This is a genomic window from Microcoleus anatoxicus (assembly GCF_042465725.1).
In the GTDB taxonomy this organism is placed as follows: Bacteria; Cyanobacteriota; Cyanobacteriia; order Cyanobacteriales; family Microcoleaceae; genus Microcoleus; species Microcoleus anatoxicus.
Map to the genome: position 1 here is coordinate 4,264,996 of NZ_CP120853.1, position 19,021 is coordinate 4,284,016.

20 protein-coding genes and 1 tRNA gene are annotated in these 19,021 nt (G+C 44.5%); 11 read left to right on the forward strand and 10 right to left on the reverse strand.

Annotation, left to right across the window (positions count from 1 at the left end; translation table 11 throughout):
* Nucleotides 1–11: 11 nt before the first annotated feature.
* The 4 genes from P2A85_RS18460 (at nucleotide 12) to P2A85_RS18475 (ending at nucleotide 1,360) form a co-directional block, all read left to right on the forward strand.
* Complete coding sequence (locus P2A85_RS18460) at nucleotides 12–434, forward strand: element excision factor XisH family protein (RefSeq protein WP_377474531.1); 423 nt, start codon at nucleotides 12–14, stop codon at nucleotides 432–434.
* Nucleotides 422–751 (forward strand): XisI protein, encoded by a 330-nt coding sequence (locus P2A85_RS18465; RefSeq protein ID WP_377474533.1) that lies wholly within the window; start codon nucleotides 422–424, stop codon nucleotides 749–751. Before P2A85_RS18460 ends, P2A85_RS18465 begins: the two co-directional genes overlap by 13 nt.
* Before the next feature lie 92 nt (nucleotides 752–843).
* Entirely contained in the window at nucleotides 844–1,017 is a 174-nt protein-coding gene (locus P2A85_RS18470) for a hypothetical protein (protein ID WP_377474535.1), read from the forward strand.
* A gap of 91 nt (nucleotides 1,018–1,108) precedes the next feature.
* Nucleotides 1,109–1,360: a hypothetical protein gene (locus tag P2A85_RS18475; protein ID WP_377474537.1), complete on the forward strand. Its 252-nt coding sequence runs from the start codon at nucleotides 1,109–1,111 to the stop codon at nucleotides 1,358–1,360.
* An 86-nt stretch (nucleotides 1,361–1,446) separates the two neighbouring features.
* On the opposite strand, the gene P2A85_RS18480 is transcribed toward P2A85_RS18475, so the two are convergent.
* The 5 genes from P2A85_RS18480 to P2A85_RS18500 all read right to left on the reverse strand — a co-directional run bounded on the left by P2A85_RS18480 (nucleotide 1,447) and on the right by P2A85_RS18500 (nucleotide 3,306).
* Complete coding sequence (locus P2A85_RS18480) at nucleotides 1,447–1,782, reverse strand: DUF5615 family PIN-like protein (protein ID WP_377474539.1); 336 nt, start codon at nucleotides 1,780–1,782, stop codon at nucleotides 1,447–1,449.
* Nucleotides 1,766–2,086 carry a DUF433 domain-containing protein gene (locus P2A85_RS18485; protein ID WP_333150254.1) on the reverse strand — a complete coding sequence of 107 codons (321 nt, stop codon included), beginning with the start codon at nucleotides 2,084–2,086 and terminating at the stop codon, nucleotides 1,766–1,768. The genes P2A85_RS18480 and P2A85_RS18485 overlap by 17 nt, the downstream gene beginning before the upstream one ends.
* A 277-nt stretch (nucleotides 2,087–2,363) precedes the next feature.
* On the reverse strand, nucleotides 2,364–2,525 hold the full coding sequence (locus P2A85_RS18490; protein WP_377474541.1) for a hypothetical protein: 162 nt from the start codon (nucleotides 2,523–2,525) through the stop codon (nucleotides 2,364–2,366).
* Between the two features lie 6 nt (nucleotides 2,526–2,531).
* On the reverse strand, nucleotides 2,532–2,735 hold the full coding sequence (locus P2A85_RS18495; RefSeq protein WP_377474543.1) for a hypothetical protein: 204 nt from the start codon (nucleotides 2,733–2,735) through the stop codon (nucleotides 2,532–2,534).
* Nucleotides 2,736–2,991: 256 nt separating this feature from the next.
* Nucleotides 2,992–3,306 (reverse strand): hypothetical protein, encoded by a 315-nt coding sequence (locus P2A85_RS18500; protein ID WP_377474545.1) that lies wholly within the window; start codon nucleotides 3,304–3,306, stop codon nucleotides 2,992–2,994.
* 173 nt (nucleotides 3,307–3,479) lie between these two features.
* Here P2A85_RS18500 and P2A85_RS18505 point away from each other — a divergent pair, with 173 nt between their 5' ends.
* The gene (locus P2A85_RS18505; protein ID WP_341739490.1) at nucleotides 3,480–3,722 is read left to right on the forward strand and encodes a helix-turn-helix transcriptional regulator; all 243 of its coding nucleotides are present in this window, start codon (nucleotides 3,480–3,482) and stop codon (nucleotides 3,720–3,722) included.
* Nucleotides 3,723–3,857: 135 nt separating this feature from the next.
* Here P2A85_RS18505 and cobA read toward each other — a convergent pair whose 3' ends face one another.
* The 3 genes from cobA to P2A85_RS18520 all read right to left on the reverse strand — a co-directional run bounded on the left by cobA (nucleotide 3,858) and on the right by P2A85_RS18520 (nucleotide 6,720).
* Nucleotides 3,858–4,673, reverse strand: a complete 816-nt coding sequence (gene cobA, locus P2A85_RS18510; RefSeq protein WP_377474547.1) for a uroporphyrinogen-III C-methyltransferase — start codon at nucleotides 4,671–4,673, stop codon at nucleotides 3,858–3,860.
* Nucleotides 4,670–5,476, reverse strand: coding sequence for a sirohydrochlorin chelatase (locus tag P2A85_RS18515; protein ID WP_377474549.1), 807 nt, complete (start codon nucleotides 5,474–5,476; stop codon nucleotides 4,670–4,672). The genes cobA and P2A85_RS18515 overlap by 4 nt, the downstream gene beginning before the upstream one ends.
* A gap of 155 nt (nucleotides 5,477–5,631) precedes the next feature.
* Nucleotides 5,632–6,720, reverse strand: a complete 1,089-nt coding sequence (locus tag P2A85_RS18520) for a GUN4 domain-containing protein (protein ID WP_377474551.1) — start codon at nucleotides 6,718–6,720, stop codon at nucleotides 5,632–5,634.
* Between the two features lie 283 nt (nucleotides 6,721–7,003).
* On the opposite strand from P2A85_RS18520, the gene P2A85_RS18525 reads away from it, so the two are divergent.
* From P2A85_RS18525 to P2A85_RS18535, 3 genes are all read left to right on the forward strand, one after another.
* A tRNA-His gene (locus tag P2A85_RS18525) sits at nucleotides 7,004–7,076 on the forward strand.
* Nucleotides 7,077–7,433: 357 nt separating this feature from the next.
* Nucleotides 7,434–11,738 carry an AAA domain-containing protein gene (locus tag P2A85_RS18530; RefSeq protein ID WP_377474553.1) on the forward strand — a complete coding sequence of 1,435 codons (4,305 nt, stop codon included), beginning with the start codon at nucleotides 7,434–7,436 and terminating at the stop codon, nucleotides 11,736–11,738.
* Nucleotides 11,716–12,639: a hypothetical protein gene (locus P2A85_RS18535; protein ID WP_377474555.1), complete on the forward strand. Its 924-nt coding sequence runs from the start codon at nucleotides 11,716–11,718 to the stop codon at nucleotides 12,637–12,639. Before P2A85_RS18530 ends, P2A85_RS18535 begins: the two co-directional genes overlap by 23 nt.
* Nucleotides 12,640–12,726: 87 nt before the next feature.
* Here the strand turns inward: P2A85_RS18535 and P2A85_RS18540 are convergent, their stop codons facing one another.
* Both P2A85_RS18540 and P2A85_RS18545 read right to left on the reverse strand, forming a co-directional pair.
* Nucleotides 12,727–13,989, reverse strand: a complete 1,263-nt coding sequence (locus tag P2A85_RS18540; protein ID WP_377474557.1) for a DUF3747 domain-containing protein — start codon at nucleotides 13,987–13,989, stop codon at nucleotides 12,727–12,729.
* Nucleotides 13,990–14,328: 339 nt separating this feature from the next.
* Entirely contained in the window at nucleotides 14,329–15,321 is a 993-nt protein-coding gene (locus tag P2A85_RS18545; RefSeq protein WP_340521309.1) for a ribose-phosphate pyrophosphokinase, read from the reverse strand.
* Nucleotides 15,322–15,602: 281 nt separating this feature from the next.
* On the opposite strand from P2A85_RS18545, the gene P2A85_RS18550 reads away from it, so the two are divergent.
* The 3 genes from P2A85_RS18550 to bioD all read left to right on the forward strand — a co-directional run bounded on the left by P2A85_RS18550 (nucleotide 15,603) and on the right by bioD (nucleotide 18,953).
* Complete coding sequence (locus P2A85_RS18550; RefSeq protein WP_341731776.1) at nucleotides 15,603–16,061, forward strand: GatB/YqeY domain-containing protein; 459 nt, start codon at nucleotides 15,603–15,605, stop codon at nucleotides 16,059–16,061.
* A 232-nt stretch (nucleotides 16,062–16,293) separates the two neighbouring features.
* Entirely contained in the window at nucleotides 16,294–17,916 is a 1,623-nt protein-coding gene (locus P2A85_RS18555; RefSeq protein ID WP_377474560.1) for a protein kinase, read from the forward strand.
* Nucleotides 17,917–18,245: 329 nt separating this feature from the next.
* Nucleotides 18,246–18,953 (forward strand): dethiobiotin synthase, encoded by a 708-nt coding sequence (gene bioD / locus P2A85_RS18560; RefSeq protein WP_377474562.1) that lies wholly within the window; start codon nucleotides 18,246–18,248, stop codon nucleotides 18,951–18,953.
* Nucleotides 18,954–19,021 lie beyond the last annotated feature (68 nt).

Here is a 19,021-nt window from a genome sequence, read left to right on the forward strand (position 1 = left end):
GGAGTTTGTAAATGCCTGCTAAAGATGTTTTTCACGATACTGTCAAAGCTGCTTTACAAAAAGATGGATGGATAGTTATCCGTGAAAACTTTCGGGTGCAAGTCGATGACGAAGGTTTAGCCATGTTTATCGATTTGACCGCAGAAAAGTTAATCAGTGCAGAAAAAGCAGGTCGCAAAATAGCTGTGGAAGTCAAGAGCTTTCGAGAGCGATCGGATTTCTACCAGTTTCATGCAGCCCTCGGTCAATTTCTCAACTGTCGATCGGCATTGAGAGATATTATGCCAGATTTGATTGTGTACTTAGCAGTTCCTTTAGAAACCTACGATGAATTATTTAGATTGAAATTCATTCAAGGGCGTGTAGAAGAATACGATATTAAACTGATTATTTTTCGTCCCGATTCGGAGGAAATTGTGTTATGGAGAAATTAAACTATATTGAAGCGATCGAGAAAATTCTGAACAACTTCTCAGACATGGTTGTACGAGAAGGAACAGAAATTAAAATTATTTGCGATCGCGAAAGCGGTAATTACCTGGTGATTCTCGCAGGCTGGAACGACCAATTAAGAGTCTACGGCGTTTCAGTTCATATTGAACTCAAAGATGATAAAATCTGGATTCAACAGGATAGGACAGATACAGGAATAGCTCAAGAATTAGTCGAATTCGGAGTGCCAAAAACTGATATCGTACTTGCTTTTAAGTCGGCTTTTACTAGGAAGTTTACAGAATATGCTGTTAGTTAAATGAGTCATTCTGCCATTTAAATCCTCGGCGGTTGGAAACCGCGTCTACACAAACGATGTCCGCCGGACGCCGACGAAGAAGGTATTCGGAGATGGAAAATCATCGTGTGAAATCTTCAACCCGCGCACCATCCGGGTTTTGTTTGTGTAGACGCGGTTTCAACCGCCGGGGTTTTTGGGTTTCAACCGCCGGTTTTTTGTGGATGGGCGATCGCATTTTTGGGTTGATGGGCGATCGGGTTTTTAGGTTGATTCGGGCGATCTAATTTGAAATCCTCGGCGGTTGGAATCCCGGCGGTTGGAAACCGCGTCTACACAAACGATGTCCGCCTACGCGGACGAAGAGGGTATTCGGAGATGGAAAATCATCGTGTGAAATCTTCAACCCGCGCACCATCCGGGTTTTGTTTGTGTAGACGCGGTTTCAACCGCCGGGGTTTTTGGGTTTCAACCGCCGGTTTTTTGTGGATGGGCGATCGCATTTTTGGGTTTCAACCGCCGGGTTTTTTGTGGATGGGCGATCGGTTTTTTGTTGATCGGGCGATCGAATTTGAGAGAAATGTGCGATCGGGTTTTTGGGTTGATGGGGGCGATCGGGTTTTTTGTTGATCGGGCGATCGAATTTGAGAGAAATGTGCGATCGCTTTTTTGTGTGAAAGGGCGATCGGTCTTTTGTGGAAGTGCGAGCGTTAGTCTTAAATAAACTCCACACGCCCTGTCAGATCGTCCAACTCAAGATACTCCCAAATCATTACTAAATTTCTCAAAATTTCTCCTATCGAGCGACTATTTTTCTGGCAGTAAATAATTCCATTATGAGGTAATCCAGCTCGATCTATCCTTAAAAAATCTGCATCTTGAGTAAAAATTATTCTCCCTTCGGCCATCGCAAATTCTACATGAAGTTCGTCCGGCTTGCCCAATAAGCCTGCTTCCGTTGTAGTCGTCACATTAATCTCATATCTTCGCAGACCGATCGCAATAGCATTACTTACATTTTCATCCAAATGAAAGTTAAGAGTTCTTGACATTTAGGCTTTTTAATTTTTGCTGAAGGATAGAAGGATTTTGGGCTTGCAACCCGCGAACAAAGGTTTCATCTTCTCTAATTTGTGTCCTAATTTCTTCACGATGATCGTGATAATAAGTCAAAGCTGCATAAACATCAGCTAGAGTAATTGAAGGATAATGGTAAATAATCTCCTCTGGTGACATTCCCATTTCCTCATGCCAAATTACCACATCTTGTACCTTAATTCGATGTCCAGTAATGCAAGGTTGCCCACCGCAAAAACCGGGATTAATTGTAATATGTTCCGAAATTATGCTTACCATAAATTAGCCGTTGACTCAGTTTTGTTATTTCATCTGATATAGCAATCCTAAATCATTTGTGAATTTCTTACTCCCTCTCGTTCATAAGGGGAGGGTTGGGGTGGGGTAAAAAACTTTACGACTCATTTAGGACTGCTATAAGTATATTTTAACAATTAATAATCAGATAAGTAGATATCCATTTTACCTGAAAAAAACTCGGATGTCAAGCCAGTCGTGGAAAATGCTTCGCCTCTACTATTATGGGGCGATCGCTTTTCGGAAATAGCCATTCTAATTATCCTTGTAATGATTCGAGCAAGCCACGTCGCACAGATTCATTCAAGGCTTGAGCTTGTCGCAGTAGTCGAGCTTCATAAATATGAATTAATGCCTGCAATTCTTCACGTTCAAATTGAGTAATTGTACCGCATTCTTGGTTTTCTAGTAATTCACTCAATCGTTGTTATTGGACTGGTTGCAGCCGGAGTTGAGTTAAAGCGATTACTTCCGAATCAGACAATGCTGATACTGGTTTAGCGGTTGGTAAGAGAAAACTTTCTAGAGTTTCTACTAGAATTTCACTGACGCTGCGGTGGCATTGCTGCGCTAGTAATTCTGCTTGATGATAGACTTCATCGGACAAGTTTAGGGTGATTTTGGCAGTCATAGGTGGGATGCTATGAAATGAATATCTATCTATACTATACTATGCCATATTTTACTTGCTGGCAGTCTTTGTATCTGAGTTAGGTAATATTCCCGTTGATTGATGTTTTTATTTTTTAACCGCTGATGTAGGCGCTTCGCCTTCTTATTCGGTTTCTAATATCGCATCGGTGCGTCGCCATCTATAATCTGCAAGTTCTATTGAACATCTTACAGCGACGCACCCTACAGATTAGAGACTTGCGTAACTCCTAACTTCATTCCAACCGGATTAATTTGACTAACAGGCTCATGATTTCTCCTTGTTCGGGTGTAATGATGATGCGATCGTCGGGAATGGCGATCGCATGAGTCCAACGAACAGCTTCCTCGTACCGCAATGCGTGCAGTTGGTGGATAGTTCGGCGTACTCCCAACGGTGAACCGATGATGATGTGACGGACTGCTTCGCGTGAGCCCTCAAAGGTTTGGTTGGTTTGGTTGGTTAAGACATTGGGCGATGTTTGGTTCGATGATGAATCTTGCAACATAGCTTTGACGAATAATTTTGGATAGGTGTGATGCTTTGTCACGGTAAAACCGCGTACAATAACAAGTTGAAGAAAAGACAGCAATTCCCCTACAGCACAAGTGGCTTAGCTGGTGCTGTCTAAATCTCTATGGTTTAAATCTAAATTAATTTAGGGCAGATGTCAATCATTTTAGGCAAAGCCCAAATTATTTAATATAAGTTAACAAATAGTCTATGGAAATCTCAGAAAGAGCCGATCGATCGCCCCTAATGCGACTGAGAGTTCAGCGGTTTATGACTCAAAAGCAGCTAGCAGAAGCACTTGGCGTTACGGAAGCGACAGTCAGTAACTGGGAAGCGGGGCGGTCCGTACCGAAACTAACGCCTGTTCAATACAAGAAGTTGCTAGAGATTCTGCAAATTACTTCTGCTGAATTACCAGACCAATTTGGTTATCCTAATGATGCTGATGGATAGAATCGTTTCCGGTTAGATCGGAATGATTTAACCGCAGAGAACACAGAGGACACAGAGGGAGAGGGAGAGTCATTCGGCGATTGAAATCGCTTCTACAAAAACAAAGTCCGCCTCCGCGGACTAAGAGATAGAGTCTTATTCTACAATCTGATGAACAGGCCGACATCCCGACAATATACTGTGCAAATTGACGACATTTCCGATTACAGCGATCGCCGGTGCTGCAAATCCAGTCACTTCAACTTGCTCTACGATTGTAGCCAAAGTTCCGATCAATTCTTCCTGTTCCGGTCGCGTTCCCCAACGCACTAAAGCTATGGGCGTTTCGATACTCAATTGCGCTGCTGTCAACTGGCCGATGATGTATGGTAAATTGTGAATCCCCATGTAGATTACAATGGTTTCGGAGCCACGGGCGATCGCCTGCCAATTTACCTCTGGTCGATATTTTCCAGCAGATTCGTGACCGGTCACAAAGGTGACAGACGAACTGTACGATCGATGTGTTAACGGAATTCCCGCATAAGCAGGGGCTGCAATCCCAGAAGTGACACCGGGAACGACTTCGACAGAAACTCCAGCTTTGACCAAATCTTCCATTTCTTCGCCACCACGGCCGAAGATAAACGGATCTCCGCCTTTGAGACGGACAACGATCGCATTATCTTGAGCTTTTTCGATCAATAATTGAGTAGTTTCATCTTGTATTAGCGAATGGCGGCCGCGACGTTTTCCAGCATCAATTCGTTCTGCTTGCGGATTGATTGACTCCAAAATTTGAGCACTGACTAAAGCATCGTAAATCACGACATCAGCACACTCTAATAGAGCTTTTCCCTTCAGCGTCATCAAACCCGGATCTCCCGGCCCCGCACCTACTAAATACACCTTACCCACAGACATTTTTACCTCTTCCTTTTCTATTGATTCCTGTGTGCCTCTGCGGTTCATTTTTGAATTAACTCCTCAACTAAGTCTGCTAATTCTACACTTACGCCTAGAGGATTTGCCAGATGCAGTTCCGCTGTGGGAAATTGCTGCTTTAACTGTTCGACTTTTTGCGCGATCGCATCTGTAATTCCTCCATTAAATAAGAAGTATGGCACAATTCCAATTTGCTGCTGTCCATCACGAACTAAACTGTCAATTCGTTCCTCCAAACTCGGCTTTACCGACCAATAAGCGGTTACACCACCGACTTTGCTAGCTATTTCCTCAACTGTCGAGTTGCCTCCCGGACGGCGACTACCGTGAGATAGTAAAATCCATTTGGGCGATTCCCTTCGGGATAGCTTCGCTTCACGCGAATTGGGGAGAAAAGCCATCTCTTGCATCTGAGTTTTCACCAGTTTTGTTAAGCCTGCTTCCTGGGTTCCCAAATGCGGCTGCAATTCAATTTTCAGCTTGGAAGAAAGAGTTTGTCTGGCAATTTCTACCTGGGCGGGAATGTCTTCGGCGACATGAACACCTGGCAATAAAAATATGGGCAAGATTTGAACTTCTGTCAATCCCAGAGAGAGGGTATGTTCGGCAAAAAGGCAAATTTGCTCGTGCAGAGGCGCGCCCAACTCTAAGGTAGCGGTTCCGACTGCGGGAACACCGGAAGCGCCAGAATTGCTGAACATTGGTAATTTTTGAGACAGCAGTTGAGCTAGGTTTTCCAAAGCTACTTGGGGTCGGGGGTCGCGACTGCCGTGAGATACTAATAAATAGGTCGATGCGATCAAATCTAATTGCTGATTCGGGATATTCAATAACTATAACATCTTCGAGCCAAAACTACTATCCTACTAAGGATAGCGTTTCCCAAATAGATGAAGTAGGTTGGGTTGAGCAATAGCGAAACCCAACCTACATATTAAGTATTTTTATTTCTTCCTTCTTCCTTCTTCCTTCTTCCTTCTTCCTTCTACTTATTACTGCACTCGGTTAATCTTACTGACATGGCATCGAGGTGTCGCAGCCACTGAACACCGCCTACCCAACTCCGAGATGGCAAATGTCCTGGAGGTGATTTATAGCTAAATTTAAATTGCCCTGAAGCAGTAGCAGAGTTGTATGTTGGCCAGTTTACCCGATCGCAAAATCTGACATAATCTCCCTTAACGCTTTCGTAGATTTGCTTTTGGACGCTGAATCCAAACCTATCTTGACTGTATTGCATCCAAAGGCGATCGACTATTTGTAAATCTTCGCATGGTAACTGGAAAATTTGGCTCTTGTCTAGTTGAGTTCGCGCTGTCATTGAGAGAGATTGACACATGACAGCCCAAGTTTCTTGATCGGCTTCTTTCCACTTTTTGTTTGACAAATAATCCCGCAATTTCGTGTAATCAACACCCGTGGATGAAATCAAATTAATCTCCAAATTCAAAATCGGAGAAGAACCAAATATTTCCTGGGAATTATTCGATATTTTTGTTGGCAAAGTCTGGAATTCAGGGGTTTTTAGTAAATTAAATTTAGCCCAGTTAGTGATATTAATTACATTGGTAATAATTAGAGTTTCCTGGGAGAGAGAGTTAGGAGCAAGTACATTGAATTCTGTATTGATATCTTGCAAGACTTCGACGGCAAAACTGTATCGCTGATGGAGATTATTTTGCAGCAATTTATCTAAAATTTCACCCAACTCACTACTAATAATTGTGCCTTTGGGTAGGAACTCGCGCCACCACCAACGCTCAGTGTTGCAATCATACATATCCAAGGGAGGAACTTGGGTCATCAGACGGATACAGGTGACACCTAAACTATAAAGGTCACTGGCAGGAAATACTTTCCCTCGCATTTGTTCGGGAGCTAAATAATCTTGGCTACCGATTAAAGTTGCTGGACGAAGTAAGGCTGTATCGGTGAGCACTTTGGCAATACCAAAATCGATCAATACTGGTTTGTTGTCCGACTGGCGACGGATAATATTTTCTGGTTTAATGTCACGGTGAATGACGCGATGATCGTGGATGAATTGCAAGACGGGCAATAAGTCTTGCAACAATTCCCAAATCTGATTTTCATTAGAGTTAACTATTTATTACTCTATTTTAATGCGCTGGCTGAAATTGGAACACTGGTTTGCTGCTGGGTTTGGCTTCACCGACTCCTCGACTGCGGAAAAATTGGGGAGCGACGATGAGCTACAATTGTGCTAAAGTGATACAGCGTATGAGTTTGAAAGCAATGTCGGTCAGCGCGATCGCCCGAAATTCACCAAAATAAAAAAAAGTTTGCCAAACCACTAGACCTATGCTAAGGTTAGATGCTATAGTGAGAAAAACACGGCGAGTGTAGCCAAGTGGTTAAGGCAGTGGTTTGTGGTACCACCATTCGTGGGTTCAATTCCCATCATTCGCCCTTTTAAGTAAGCCTGAGAATAAATTTCCTGACTAATGGTTGAAGTCCTTGATCGAGGACTAAGGGATCTTTTATTTGACGATTAAGCCTAGATCCCCCCTAACCCCCCTTAACAAGGGGGGGACTGGAAATCGATCTTTCGTCCCCCTTCCCCCCTTGGGGGGGGCTAGGGGGGGGTGGGGATGCGAGGGGGATCTAGACTCGGCTGCGAACGAGATATACAACGGTTTTAGACTTAATTTGTCACCAATCAGCAGAGCCTGGTAACGAGTAGAACCCCTGCTGGACTGCGACGCAAGTTTCGATTGTGCTAATATTGTATCGATCGGGGCGACCAACAATTATTGAAAAATAAAGATGCCATCTTTAGTAGCAGAAGATTGGGGATATAAATTTACTGGAAATCGAGCGATTAATAAGTTTATTCGCGATGTTGAAGGAGAAGCGGCTTTAGCAAAATATTGCGATTGGGAGTCCAAAGAGCGTGCCGAAGTTTTGATGTCTGATATTGTCAGTAAATCGCACAATCTTTTCTACGTGCGCCGCCAACAGGTAAATCAGAGATTTTCGGAAGAAGAAATTTGGGAATTGATCGTTGCTACGGATCGAGATGATTTTGAATTCCCAGAATTGCTGCAAAAAACAGACCGCACTTTACGCTTATTAGCAACTGTACGCTGTGAAGATGGTATTGGTGGCCTCAAGTTATTGGATGCTGGTTTAGTAAATCAGCTAAGAGGTAAGAAAGACGGTTATGTTTTGCCCCAGAAATTGCGACTTTTAGGTAATAGTAAAGCTGGGGTGCCTCGCAAGTCGATCGCCCGCGTACAACAACTGCCATTTTGGGAAGATAGACACATACCAACCGAGGAACAACTAAAAGTTTGGCACAGTTTCCTAAAAGTTGAAAAACGGATTGCGGAAGCTCGTCAATTTTGCGTCCCTTTCCGAGGTCATAATTACGGTTCGACGCTCAAAATCATTACTTTAGAAATTGATTCTAGTTCCGCAACTCTGGATGGCTATGATGAAAATTGTTTAGAATTGGGCGACTTTCGAGACAGGCTAAAAAATGCCCGCCATGAAGAAATTACCCTGTTTGATTCTGCGCCGGGAACCAGAAGCAGCCGAGATGGAGAAACTTTAGGATCGATCGCCGAAATTGACTTTGAGCATAGCAAATTACGCATCAAATTAGACCCAGATTTAGCTGCGCGCATGGCTGGCGATCGATATTTATTACCTAAACAAGGATTTTTGTATTTTGAGGCTGCTGGCGATATCAGTCAGATCAAACGCAAAGAACAAGCTTTGAAAATGTTGGCAGATGGCAGGGCTCAAAATCCCTATTTGAGCGATTTTTTGTTCGACGCTTCCCAAGCAAGGTTGCCACAAAAAAATATTAAACTAGAACGGGAAAATTTATTAAATACCAATGCCAATGCTGACCAAATTTCTGCGGTAGAAACAGTGCTGGCTGCACGAGATTTAATTCTGATTCAAGGACCTCCGGGAACTGGAAAAACTACGGTGATTGCCGAGATTTGCTATCAAATTGCCCGTCAAGGTGGCAAAACCCTGATTGCTTCTCAGGCAAATTTAGCTGTAGATAATGCTTTGAGTCGCTTGGTTCACAATCCGGCGATTCGGGCATTGCGGAAGGGAAAAGCTCATAAGGTGCAGGAAGAAGGACAGCCGTTTTTGGAAGAAAATGCGATCGGCACTTGGCTACAAAATACGGCGACTGATTGCGAACAAAAATTATTAAATCGCCAGCAAAATATCACTTTTTTACGAAATTCATTAACAGAGTATGAAAGATTTTTCGCTTACTTTACAGCGGAATTATATTTTTATAATCAACAAAAACATCTGCACAGTGCCAAGGCAAATCTTGAGGCTAACTGCAATCACCAAGAAACATTATACCAGGAAAGTTTAGCAGAAAAAAAAGAAATAGAAGATTTATTTTTGGGTTTAGAAAAACTGCTAACTTCACCCAAAGTGGATTGGGAATCTCCCGAAATAACCGAATTTTTGCCCAGACTTAAACCTTATTCAGAAGGTAATGTTTTGGTCGAAAACTTTATGGGAAATGTGCGAACCGCAGCTAATCAGGCTACTCAAATAGGCTTTGTTAGGCCCGCTTGCGGTGCTTTTGGGATTGCGGTTTGGTTGCGAGAAACTGTAGCACCACAAATAGCAGAATTTCAGACAGCCTTTGATTGTGCTGATGATGTGTGTAATGCTATGTCAGCAGTTGCGGATTCGCTGCTGGTGTCGCGGCAGATTTCTGATGCTTTGAATCAGCTACAATTGGGCGATCGCCAAAATCAGACAAATCGCCATAATTTAGAGCAGAAAATCCAGAATTTGGAACTGCGAAAAGCGGAAATTGCGATCGTTGTTGTCGCCGTTGCAGAATGGATTCAGACAGCGGATACTCAACTGTATGAAGTTGTGAAATCTTGTTTGGAAACGGGAGCGTTACTGACCGATGAGATGGTAGAATTGCCTGTGGGATTGTTGAAAATTGCCCGATCGCTCAAATTGCCGATCGTCCCGCCCAAATGGAAAGTCAGTTTGCCCGATTTAGAGCGCTTGCAAAAGGCGATATCCCATGAAGCCAGCGCAGGTTTTAAGGACATTCAAGGGCAACAGTTCCGGTTTAGCGAGTTTTTGCACCTAAATTTGAGTCAAACGCCGATCGTGCTCTCTACGGGCGATCGCACTCAATGGCAACAACTGGCCAAAGACTTTGATAACTACTCCAAAGTCACTCCAAGTCAGCGCAAATTCATCATCGAAAAAGCTCACACTTTATTAAGCAATATTCAACAAATCTACAGTGCATCTCTACAGCCCAATAACATCCAAAATACCTTAGAACGCCTCGCCAAAGAATTGCTGCACAGCATCCTCGGAAATGCCCGTCAGTGCATGGTTCCCCTAAAAACCGAAACCGAACAGCAACTACAAAAACAGCAACACCTATTAGATAGACTCAACTCAAGCTTAAACCAGCCAGAAATATCCGCCCTTCAGCATCAAGTAGCAACAGCGCAGCAAGCAAGCAATATAAAAATCAACGAAGTTACTAATTTGTTGCAAGCAATTGTCCAACAGCCAAACGCACCTGAAAAATTGCAGATTCTCGCCGAACAATATATTGCCCAGAAATCTAATATTTGGGAGCAGCCGCAGCAATTCATCAGGCAAGTTGATACTTGGAAAGCAAGTGCAGTGCAGCTTGAAAGTTCGATTCCCGACTTAGATACTTTCGGTATTTTGACTATCATCAAAGACAGTCTGAACGAGCATTTATCTCCGCTGAAATTAGCCTCCGAAAAATCCTTACAGCAACTCGAAGAACTTCAAAAAGAATTGAGCGAAATTATGGCTCAAATCGAACAGCAACAGCCAACACCAGAGTTAATAGTTGACAGAAATTGGTGGGAGTCAGCATGGCAAAATATCCCCGATAAATCCAAGGCAGAAGTGAGTAGTACGGGATTATTCGCGATCGACTTTCTACGCAAAATCAAGCGCCAATTCAAAACTTGGCAACGGGAATTAGAAGCAGACGAAACAGAACTAAATCGCTCTCAAAACTTCGTTACAGATTGGATTGAAAAACTCCGCAATCCCTCAGAAAAAGACCAAAGCGATTTAAAGCAAATTTATATAGATAATGCCAATGTTATTGGTATCACCTGCGTACAAGCAGCCAGTTTCGACTTCAGCAAAAACTTTCCCAGCTTTGATGCAGTGATCGTTGACGAAGTTAGTAAATGCACTCCTCCAGAGTTGTTAATTCCGGCTTTGAAAGGCAAAAAATTAGTATTAGTAGGCGATCATAGACAGTTACCGCCAATGTTCGATCGCAATACCATCGATGATATAGCCGAAGAAATTGGCTGTAGCGGAGACGAACTAAGTTTCATCAAAGAATCCCTCTTCAAAACGTTGTTTGAAAATGCCAACGACAGCATCAAACAAATGCTGACAACTCAATACCGAATGCACCCACAAATCATGGGAGCAATCAATCAATTCTATGAGCAAAAACTCAACTGCGGCATTGCCGAACCCGACGAAAAACGCGCTCACAATCTCCCAGGTAAAATCATTCAAGAAAATAATCACATCCTGTGGGTGAAGACACCAATTGGACAAGGTTTTGAAGAAGAAAAAAATGGCACTTCCCGCTTGAATATCAAAGAAGTAGATGTCATTGAACGTTTATGCGAAGAAATGGAAATAGCTTGGCAGTCAAAAATTGCCGATGGTGAAGCGCCTAAAGAAATCGGAATAATTACTTTTTACGGCGCTCAGTTAAGGTTAATTCAAGATAGAATTGAACCGGAAAGATTTCCATCTCTGAGCATCCGTACTGGGACTGTGGACATATTTCAAGGCATGGAGCGACCTGTGATTATTGTCAGCACAGTGTGCAATAATAATAGGGGAGATATTGGATTTGCTAAGGAACCGGAACGGGTGAATGTAGCATTTTCCCGCGCTCAAGAATTGTTGGTAGTTGTTGGCTGTCACGATTTATTTACCCAACAAACAGGTACTGTCGGCAAAATGTATCAGGAAGTTTCAAAAATTGTGCGTTACTTTGGAGGTTTTGTAGATGTTTCTAGCGTCATCAACTAAACAAATTGATTCAAATTTAAGCGCCATCGTCGAACAAATTGAGCAACAAAATCCCGGTTTGTCAGTTTTGGTGGCGCGTCAATTCCGCTGTGCGAAACGGCAAACACCTTTAGAGGTGACAATTAGCGAACCTCGTAAATTTAATGTGCTGGAAGAGTTCATCCTGCGGGCTTGTATCGAGTTTGTACCTGCGCCAACGTTGAAGGAATTGGCTGATTTGCTGGGCTTAGACGAGGTTTTCGTGAAGACTACGGCAACGACTTTGGTGAGTTTGGACATCTTGGAGGTGTCTGGAATGGGCAAAATTGCGTTAGCGAAGCCCTCGAAGAGGATCGCACCGGGAGGACGAGATTTTCACGATTTAGGTGCGGTTAGTAAGTCGCAAATTCAATCAATTTATGCCATCTCCGATCCATTAAATCAAACTCTTACCTTTAATTTCGACTCTCTACGGACAGAAACTATCGATTTGCCAGATTTAGCAGATTTAATATTACTAGAACATCAAATTGCTGACATTGCAAATTTAAGTATAACAGAAATCCAGCCATTAATTCAAGATTCTGGCTTAGGAATTCACATCCCAGCCGAGGGTAAAATCGTCACAAAGTGTGATGTAGTTGGCGACGATTTGAATATTTGGCAAACAATATCTATTTTTGTGTTGTTTGATGCGATCGAAAATCAAACTAATATCCAAGTACGACAGGGAAAGCAAATATTAGAAACAGCATCAAACTTACTCAACGAACTCCAAACTCAAGCAAAAATATCCTTAAATGACTTCTCTAAAGGCACTGAAAATGTTGTATTTCAAGAACCAGAAATAATCGCCACTCCCCAAAAAAAGAAACAAGCATCTAAGCAAAAACCCAAGAAAACTGAGTCAATAAAAAAGTAATTTTAGTCCTAAAATCCTCACTACAAACCTGTTTGTAGTGAGGATTTTAGTGTCGATCGACTCCGAACTTAAAACTGTGCTTTGCTGCTACTGAGTCTTAACACATTTCAACATCCGCAAAGTAGCCGCCGCCGCATAATTCCGTTTTGCAGAATCATCGGGAGCAAACCGATTTCCAATTTCATTCAGAGATGAAGCAACTGAACAATAGGCAGACATTTGATTAATAATTGCCGAGGCCCAATGACTTTGAGTATCAGAAAAATTTTTAGCCGGCTGTTTTGGAATTAAGTCTGGCTTCATTCCCCGCGCCGACAAACCAAATTCTGCGGAACGACGGAGGACAGCCATTAATTCAGCGCGAGTGACTGGTTGGGTAGGTTTAAAAGTTCCATCTTTATAGCCGCTGACTATGTTATTGTCCCGCGCAAATTGAACTTTAGCTGCACTCCAACGGGATGTATCAACGTCGCTATAGGGACGAAAAGAAATATTGGTAGGAAATTTGATGTTAGCCCCTGGTATTCCTTTCAAACCTTCTAATACTAAAGATACTAATTCCTCTCTAGTGACAGCGACTTGCGGTCGAAAAGTATTATCTTGAGAAAATCCAGCGACAAACCCAAGGCTGACAGCTTCTTTAATTTCGGCAGAGTAGATATCGTTGCTAATATCTTTAAAGGTAGGAGTACCAGTATTTCCGCCAGTGTTTCCGCCAGTATTTCCGCCAGTATTTCCGCCAGTGTTTCCGCCAGTATTTCCGCCAGTATTTCCGCCAGTGTTTCCGCCTATATCTCCCGGTGCAGCTTGATTGCTAGTGAAATAAAAGTGACCTAATATTTTGCCTTGATAAGATCTTTTGGTCAAGCGCCAAGCTGGATCTAGAATAATTTTCATAAAGCCCTTAGCATCACCATTGGTTCTACCGATAATCACAGGTTCACCTTTGAGATCGATGGGAGTTCCCATGAGTAAAACATCACCGTTGACTTGCTGTAAATCCAGGGTGTATTTTAATGCTAAGTCAGTGCCGGCCATGCGAATAGAAAAACCGTTACTGTCAGTAGCACGACCGCAAATACCGGTAAAATCAAAGGAGATCAATAGCGGATCGACTTGCACGGGATTAGAACCACTTTCGCTCCAGCACGCTCGCTTGTCAGATACCTGTTCCACAATTAGTAATTGGTAGCCACCAAAACCACGGGGTTGAGCAATAGCAATCACTCGGTCTTGATTAATTTCTGTTTGGTCAAAAGTAAATGCTAGGGCGGAACCGATCGCCCCGATGGTTAAAAGTGCGGAACTAGCCAGGGCGGCTGCTGTACGTCGCAGTGAAAGTTTGATCATGTTTCTTGATTTTCCCCTTACTTTAATTCAACCTTTCTCAAATAGACATCTCCCATAATTGTTGGGGAACAGACCAGAAAGCCTGTTCAAACCTTGGCTTTTTAGGAGAAGTCTAATTAAAAAATTAGCGTCTTTCAGACAACAAGATATTGAGATAGAATTTTACCATTTGTTGTTCCTGATATCAAATCCTCTCTTCATCGTCCTGTATTAAACTCTCTCTTCTCTTCCTTCGCGTCCTTAGCGCCTTCGCGGTTAAATCATTCCGATATAAAAAACTGGCGCGCTAAATTGAGTTAACGCACCAGACTATGTACATTAAACAAATAATTTTTGCCTCTACCGGAACATACTGCTTACAGAACTATCTTCGTGAATCCGCCAAATAGTTTCTCCCAGCAAATTCGCCACCGAAAGCACAGTTAACTGCTCGAACTGCTTCTCTTCTGGTACAGGAATGGTATTGGTAACAATCACCTCTTCCAAAACTCCACTGGACAAACGTTCGATCGCCGGAGGTGAAAACACCGCATGAGTAGCACAAGCATAAACCTGTCTTGCACCCTCGCGGCGTAACAGCCTCGCCCCCTCACAAATCGTGCCAGCAGTATCGATCATATCGTCCACCAACACCGCTGTTTTGCCTCGGACATCCCCGATCACATTCATCACTTCCGCCACATTGTGAGCTTGACGGCGCTTGTCAATAATTGCCAGTGGTGCGTCATTGAGTTTTTTGGCAAAAGCCCTAGCCCTAGCGACTCCGCCCACATCCGGCGACACCACAACAATATCTGTCAACTGTTTGCTCTTGAGGTAATCTAGGAGTATGGGAGAGCCGTAAACATGATCGAAAGGAATGTCAAAATAACCTTGAATTTGAGCTGAGTGTAAATCCATTGCCAAAATGCGGCCAGCCCCAGCTTCTGTAATCAAATTAGCGACCAATTTCGCGGTAATTGACTCTCTTCCTGCGGTTTTGCGATCGGCTCTAGCATACCCATAGTAAGGAATCACGGCAGTGACTTGTCTGGCCGAAGCGCGGCGACAAGCATCGATCATAATTAATAATTCCATGAGGCGATCGTTCACCGGACAGCAAGTTGGCTGAATCAAGTAAACATCGCAACCTCGAATCGATTCCTGAATTTGAACATAGAGTTCCCCATCAGCGAACCGCTTGCGAACCATCGGCCCCAAATCAATCCCCAGATAGCGAGCCACCTCTTGAGCGAGGGGAACATTAGCAGAACCGGAAAACAACCGGAGACGATCGTGAGAGGAAATGGGCGGCTCGGGAAGCGGAAGCGGTAAAGTAGCAGAACGGATCACAGCAGGCCTCTTGCAAGACGTTTATTTTACCGCTATCTTACCATCGGAAACTAGAAATATAGCAACCCTAATTGAGTGGTATCACCACTTTACCCCCAGAAACGGGTTTTTTTTGATCGGTATAAATGATTTAGGCTAGCTATGTATGGTAGCTGAAACTCCGGTACGATCGAGCCTGCGATCGATGGAAAGAAAATAAACTTGCAAAAAACCGCAAAAAAAGTTAAGAATTTGAAGCAGACTCCTGATTTTTGATATCGGGCAAAAAAAGGTGAAAATCCATGAGCTTAAGAGAACGCATTGACGCAGAAATCAAAGCCGCTATGAAATCCAAGGACAAAGTTCGCTTGGAAACAGTACGTGGCATCAAGAAATTTATTCTCGAAAAAGAAGTCAGCCTCCGTCCCTCCGGGCAAGACACCCTGACTGAAGCTCAAGAGATGGAGATTTTAATGCAAATAGCAAAACAGCGCCGAGATTCGATCGAACAATACCGCAAAGGTGGCCGTGAAGATTTAGTCGCACAAGAGGAAGCGGAGTTGGCAATTGTGGAAGAGTATTTGCCACCTCAGATGTCAGACGAAGATATCAGTCAAGTTATTGATGCAGTTATTGCCACGGCGGGTGCTACTTCTGCCAAAGATATGGGCAAGGTGATGGGAGCAGCCATGCAGCAGCTTAAAGGCAAAGCAGACGGCAAGAAAATTCAAGACATGGTGAAAGCGAAGCTTAGTCCTTAAGTCAGCAGTCATTAGTCAGCAGTTAGAATCCAGGGGCAAACCCCCCGTGGTTGTCCCTGTTTAAATCTGCAAAAAAAACCCGGTTTTTGAAAGTTGTACAAAAAAATGTAAAATGCTAACTTCGATCGGGACTCTCAGCTAGAGACGGTGAAGTATGCTATGGAGCCTTAAACACATAACAGTCTAAGTCTGTCCGCGATCGTCTATTTTTAAACACTGTCTACTTAAATTTATGCAGCCACCTATTGCTATTGGAACTCTCCTACAAAGCCGGTACCGCTTACTGAAGATTTTAGGTCAAGGAGGATTTGGCCGCACTTATTTAGTAGAAGACTTGGGGCGATTTCAAGAACATTGCGCCCTGAAGGAATTTATTCCAGCCCAAAGCGGTGCCTACGTGCTGGAAAAATCCAAGGAATTGTTTCAAAGAGAAGCAGCCATTCTTTATCAAATTCAACACCCCCAAATTCCTCAGTTTCGGGCAATATTTGAGGAGAATCAGCGTTTATTTTTGGTGCAGGATTACGTGGAAGGGAAAACTTATCGGGAACTACTGCTCGATCGCCTTGACCGTGGCCGCACCTTCTTGGAAGCCGAAGTGCTGGTATTTATCCGGCAAATGCTGCCAGTGCTAGCTCACATCCACGCCCGCGGCATCATTCACCGGGACATCTCGCCAGAAAACATTATTCTCCGCGAAAACGACAAAATGCCCGTACTGATTGACTTTGGAGTAGTGAAAGAACTCGCCACCAAAGTGCAGTCTCCCGAAGGCACAGCCCACGCCACCACAGTCGGTAAAATCGGCTACGCACCCCTGGAACAGTTGCAAAGCGGGCGAGCCACAGCCAGCAGCGACCTCTACGCTTTAGCAGTAACGGCGATCGTGCTGCTGACAGGGAAAGAACCCCAGGAATTACTCGATCAAACCACTCTGCTGTGGAATTGGCAGCAGCGAGTGCAGGTGAGCACGGCTTTAGCTTTAGTCTTAAATCGGATGTTGAGTCGCACTCCAGTCGATCGCTATCAATCAGTCAGCGAAGTCGCCCAAGCACTAGACGGACAAATAAATCCCTATGCTAACCCCCAAACCGTAGCCCCCACTGGGCCACCGGTATCGTCCAATGTCTCCCAAGTAGCCACAGTAGCCGTGGGTAGACGGCCAGAGCCGATCGGTCAAAGTTCCCACCCCCAAAACCAGCCCAATCCAGTCATCGAGCCCCCCACCAGCTCTATTTGGGACAATCCCATGGCGGCGATCGGCATCGGTGCAGGTTTAGTCATCTTAACCGGCTTCGGTTCCTGGGCCTTAGTAGGTTCATTCCTCAACAATCAGCGCCCGCAGCCCACTCCAACGGAGGTGAACACAGAAACACCACTGCTACCATCTCCCACACCCAGAGTAACTCCCACACCAACCCCGGAACCGTCACCAGTACCCGATCCCGTGCCCGCACCAGTACCCGATCCCGTGCCCGCACCAGCACCAGATCCCGTGCCCGATCCGATACCAGAACCAGTACCCGATCCGATACCAGCCCCAACACCAGAACCAGTGCCAGAGCCGACACCAGCCCCAACACCAGAGCCCGTGCCCGCTCCGACACCAGCCCCAACTCTCACACCAAAACCGACTCCCACACCAAAACCGACTCCCGCACCAACTCCCACACCTTCGCCCTCGCCAGCACCCGCACCCGCACCCGCACCCGCGCCGGAACCCGCACCGTCGCCAGCACCCGCACCCGCACCCGCACCCGCGCCGGAACCCGCACCGTCGCCGGAACCAGCCCCGTCGCCCGCACCCGCACCGGAACCTGTCGAAAATCCCACTCAACCATCGCCTGCTCTGTAATTGATGATATTTGGTAGCCGAGCGATCGCTGTTAGCAAGGTAAATTTTCAGTTGCTTTTTTTAGGAATCAATAAATCTACAACTAGGGGCAAAAGATCCGACCATCATCATCAGTATTTTGGTGGTCGAAAGAATAGGGAAAAATATTTTTTAACGTTGGGATTTGATGAGAGATAGTCATTGAATTCGAGCGGGAGTAATTAGAGGGTAATTGAGACATAGGTCAAAATTTAATGAATACATGGTATCCTAGTTAGTAAATGATGAGACATGATTGCAACCTACTATACTCAATTTAATAAAAATTACCCCTTACCTATTAGCTATCCATGAACTCCCTGCTAATTACTGGAACTGATACCGACGCGGGCAAAACGGTTTTAACGAGTGCTCTGGCTGCTTATTGGCAAACCTATTTTGCCGATCGCACTTTGGGAATTACCAAGCTGTTGCAAACAGGAACAGGCGATCGCGAACACTACACCCGTTTATTTAACCTCGACCAATCCCCCCAAGAACTCAATCCACTGCACTTTGATGCGCCTCTAGCACCTCCAATCGCCGCCGAACGGGAGGGGAGACCTATTGAACTAGAAAAGGTGTGGACGACGCTACAAAGCCTCCAGCAGCGCAAAGACTTTGTGTTGGTGGAAGCTTTGGGAGGGCTGGGTTCCCCTGTAACGCGGGAACTGACGGTGGCGGATCTGGCGAGGGATTGGCGGCTCAGGGGGGTATTGGTGGTACCAGTCAAATTGGGGGCGATCGGGCAAGCTGTAGCTAATGTTGCCCTTGCCAGACAAAGTGGCTTTAAACTCAAAGGTATTGTCCTGAGCTGCGTTCAACCTGCTTCCGAGCAAGAAATTGCCGATTGGGCTCCGATCTACTTAATTGAGTCACTTACTCAAATACGTGTGTTGGGTATTTTGCCACATTTAGATGACCCCCATGACCTGACTAAACTAGCTAAAGCAGCGTCAGAATTAGATTTAGAACGATTATTACCTGGGCTAAACTTAATTCCTCAGATTGCTAAATAACGGTCTTGTAAACACCTCTCTTTTTCAATGTTCTCTTTCTCTGCGTACTCTGTACCCTCTGTGGTTCA